The organism is Bacillus sp. EE-W1 (genome assembly GCF_009760835.1).
GTDB lineage: Bacteria > Bacillota > Bacilli > Bacillales > Bacillaceae_G > Bacillus_A > Bacillus_A wiedmannii.
The window spans coordinates 1-2,828 of record NZ_WIPE01000129.1; the positions used below are offsets into that span (position 1 = coordinate 1).

The 2,828-nt window shown below is 34.3% G+C and carries 5 protein-coding genes; 4 read left to right on the forward strand and 1 reads right to left on the reverse strand.

Translation table 11 applies throughout. The features are described from left to right. Both GFJ36_RS28085 and GFJ36_RS28090 read left to right on the forward strand, forming a co-directional pair. The coding region (locus GFJ36_RS28085) for a DUF3991 and TOPRIM domain-containing protein (protein ID WP_157349815.1) at positions 1-914 on the forward strand (914 nt) is incomplete at its 5' end. Then, complete coding sequence (locus tag GFJ36_RS28090) at positions 907-1,569, forward strand: restriction endonuclease (protein ID WP_098961828.1); 663 nt, start codon at positions 907-909, stop codon at positions 1,567-1,569. The genes GFJ36_RS28085 and GFJ36_RS28090, both read left to right, overlap by 8 nt. A 213-nt stretch (positions 1,570-1,782) precedes the next feature. Here GFJ36_RS28090 and GFJ36_RS29275 read toward each other — a convergent pair whose 3' ends face one another. Beyond that, on the reverse strand, positions 1,783-1,935 hold the full coding sequence (locus tag GFJ36_RS29275) for a ribbon-helix-helix domain-containing protein (RefSeq protein ID WP_000290205.1): 153 nt from the start codon (positions 1,933-1,935) through the stop codon (positions 1,783-1,785). Between the two features lie 115 nt (positions 1,936-2,050). Here GFJ36_RS29275 and GFJ36_RS28095 point away from each other — a divergent pair, with 115 nt between their 5' ends. Further along, complete coding sequence (locus GFJ36_RS28095) at positions 2,051-2,239, forward strand: hypothetical protein (RefSeq protein WP_098961829.1); 189 nt, start codon at positions 2,051-2,053, stop codon at positions 2,237-2,239. Between the two features lie 26 nt (positions 2,240-2,265). Beyond that, on the forward strand, positions 2,266-2,529 hold the full coding sequence (locus tag GFJ36_RS28100) for a hypothetical protein (RefSeq protein ID WP_098961830.1): 264 nt from the start codon (positions 2,266-2,268) through the stop codon (positions 2,527-2,529). The last annotated feature ends 299 nt before the right edge of the window (positions 2,530-2,828 follow it).

Sequence of the window (2,828 nt, forward strand, 5' to 3'; positions counted from 1 at the left end):
AAGCAAAAGGAGAAACGTTTAAGAAAGAAGGAAATTATTATCGTCATACGGAGCATGACAGTCTCATCATTAAAGGGAACCAGTACGCCTGGAATAGCCGAGGGGAAAAAGGATATGGAGCGATTAGCTTTGCCATGATGTACTATGACATGACATTCCCACAAGCCGTGATGGACATTCAGAAGGGGGACTACAAAGAGTTTGATCGTTCAATAGCTGAAGAGGAGCGCAAAAAAGAGCAGCAGCCTTTTAGTTATCCCAAACACCTGGAAGTAAATAAACAAACAGAGATAAAAGAATATCTAATTCATGAACGGAAAATAGATCCTCGCTTGGTGAATTGGCTGATTAAAAAGGATCTCATCGCCCAGGATAAGAAAAATAATGTGGTTTTTAAATGGAGGGAAGAAGGAGGAAAAGGACAGGTTATTGGTATGAACCGTCAAGGTACAGTCAAAATGGAGAATAAAAGAGGAAGCTTTAAGCAAATTGTCCCGAATTATGAAAAAATCAATGCCGGTTTTACGGTTGATGTAGGTAAACCGGATAAGATTTATTTTTATGAAGATCCTATCGACATGTTATCTCATTGGAGTATCAAACAAAATAAGATACAAAACGCTCGCCTGGTTTCTATGCATGGATTGAAGTCAAAAACAGTAATTCAATCTTTAATGGATGCGAAAAAAGAAGGGCACGATATTAAAGAGGTCATTATGGCAGTTGATAATGATAAAGCTGGGAAAGACTTCATTCAGACAATGAAATGCTTTGTAGACCTTAAAGAGGATATTCCAACAAATGAAAAGGATTGGAACGATGTCCGGAAGAAACAAGTGAATGAGCAACAGGCAAAAGAAACAGCCCAACCAAAGAAAATGAAGCCAATTAAAGAGGTGGAGCGAAGTGTCTAATCTACCAGAAATGCCAAACATATTACAAATTTTGATGTATGGTTTTATCATTTACGTTCTTTTTCATATTTGTAAATTCATGTACCGGAAGATCCAGGAGCGAAGAATATTAAAGCGAATGGCTAAGTCTGGTATTCGTTATATAGACAAAATGGACGGACATCAATTCGAGGTATACCTAAAAGCTCTCTTTCGAGAGTTGGGTTATTCTCCAACAGTCACAAAGCAGTCAAATGATTTCGGAGCGGATCTGGTATTGAAGGGGAAGAATCGTATTGTAATCCAGGCGAAACGCTACGGGATGAAAAATAGAGTCGGCATCAGTGCAGTACAAGAGATATATGCAGCACAAGCCTATTACAAAGCACAAGAGGGCTGGGTCGTAACAAACAGTGTATATACAAGACAAGCGAAAGAATTAGCGGAGGCATGCCATGTAAAACTTATAGATCGTGTAGAACTTCAGAAATTGATTAATAAAATTAATCCGGAATATTCGGCTGAAGATGTGTATCAAGGGGTAAAACCTGCAGAACGGAAATGTCCCACATGTAAACATGATTTAGTCGTTCGTAATTCAAATAAAACAGGTAATAAGTTTTTTGGCTGTTCACAATATCCCACATGTACACATACAGAACCAATTAATTCATGAGCTGTGATGAAAATCCGGCTCTTTTTTTATTTGCATAAAGAATACATGAAAAAAATTAGTTTAACTAAAAAATGAACCTTCAGATTTAGTTGTATGAGGTTTTGATATGGTTATTAATATAATAGTCATATTTGTTATAAAAACGCATGTAAAGGGAGAGAGGGAATTTATATGCGTTTTTAGGTTTTTTAGGAAAAGTAAAAAGGGTAGCCATTATTTACGACTTAACCCTTTGTCTACGATCTGACGAATTGCTTCATTTCGGTTCTTCAGCTTATTTTCATGCCAATAATTTTCTATTTGTTCTACTTGTTCTTTTGTAAAAGTAACTAAAATTTGAGTGTACTTGTCCTTATTAACAGCCATATAGCAACCTCCTCTATAAAAAACATTATAAGTTATATAACTTATATTGACAACCAGAAAAATGAGTAATAGAATAGTTATATAAGTTATATAACTTTATTGAGGAGGTTATTACATGGAACGGAAAGTTAAAAAGATGATGGCTGATCTTCAATTTATTATGAATCATGGTCAAATTAGTGTAGATTTTATGGATCAAGGATATAAAAGAATGCTTTTTAGTGCATTAGAAGCTACCGGAAAAAGGTTTAATGTGCATACCAATCAACATAATGAAACAACCTTGTTCTTAGAGTTAGTTTAGTAAATTTACGCAATGAGGAGCTGTTAATGATGGAGCAGTTAACCATTTTTGACGTAATGGATGAAACTAAAAACAAGCTTTATGAGGTATTAGAGAAAAATGGATTAAATTATAAAATTCATAAATACTATTTATATTCAAATTATGAAGGGGCTGTTCAGTATTACTATATAAGAACAACTGATAATACAATTATTGATTTGTGTATCTCTGATTTTCCAGAAATCTTCGCTGTCCATGAAGGATTTAGCGATAAACAAATTAGAACAATATATAACTGGAACTTATAAGTCTATATAAATAATAAAATTCGTTAATGGAGGAATGAAGAATGAAAATTGCTGTATCGGAATGGAAAGCATTGAAAAAAGAGACAAAGTTAAAGTTATTGCGTTATGCGATGTTAGAAAGCAAGTATAAGTATGCAAAATAAAAGCTCTTCATTTGCAAAAGCAAACAAAGAGCAAAGTCATGAGTAACCGTCTAGGAAAGAAATTGGCAGATTTCTTTCCCATTTATTTTAACATATAAATAGTTATACAGAAAAGGGGCGTGTAGGATGGAAGAAGGTCGTATTTCCTTTCAGCAA

Bases quoted from the DNA above. Each gene is read 5' to 3' on its own strand.
- GFJ36_RS29275 (WP_000290205.1), bottom strand. From the start codon at position 1,935: ATGGCTGTTAATAAGGACAAGTACACTCAAATTTTAGTTACTTTTACA.
- GFJ36_RS28095 (WP_098961829.1), top strand. From the start codon at position 2,051: ATGGAACGGAAAGTTAAAAAGATGATGGCTGATCTTCAATTTATTATG.
- GFJ36_RS28100 (WP_098961830.1), top strand. From the start codon at position 2,266: ATGATGGAGCAGTTAACCATTTTTGACGTAATGGATGAAACTAAAAAC.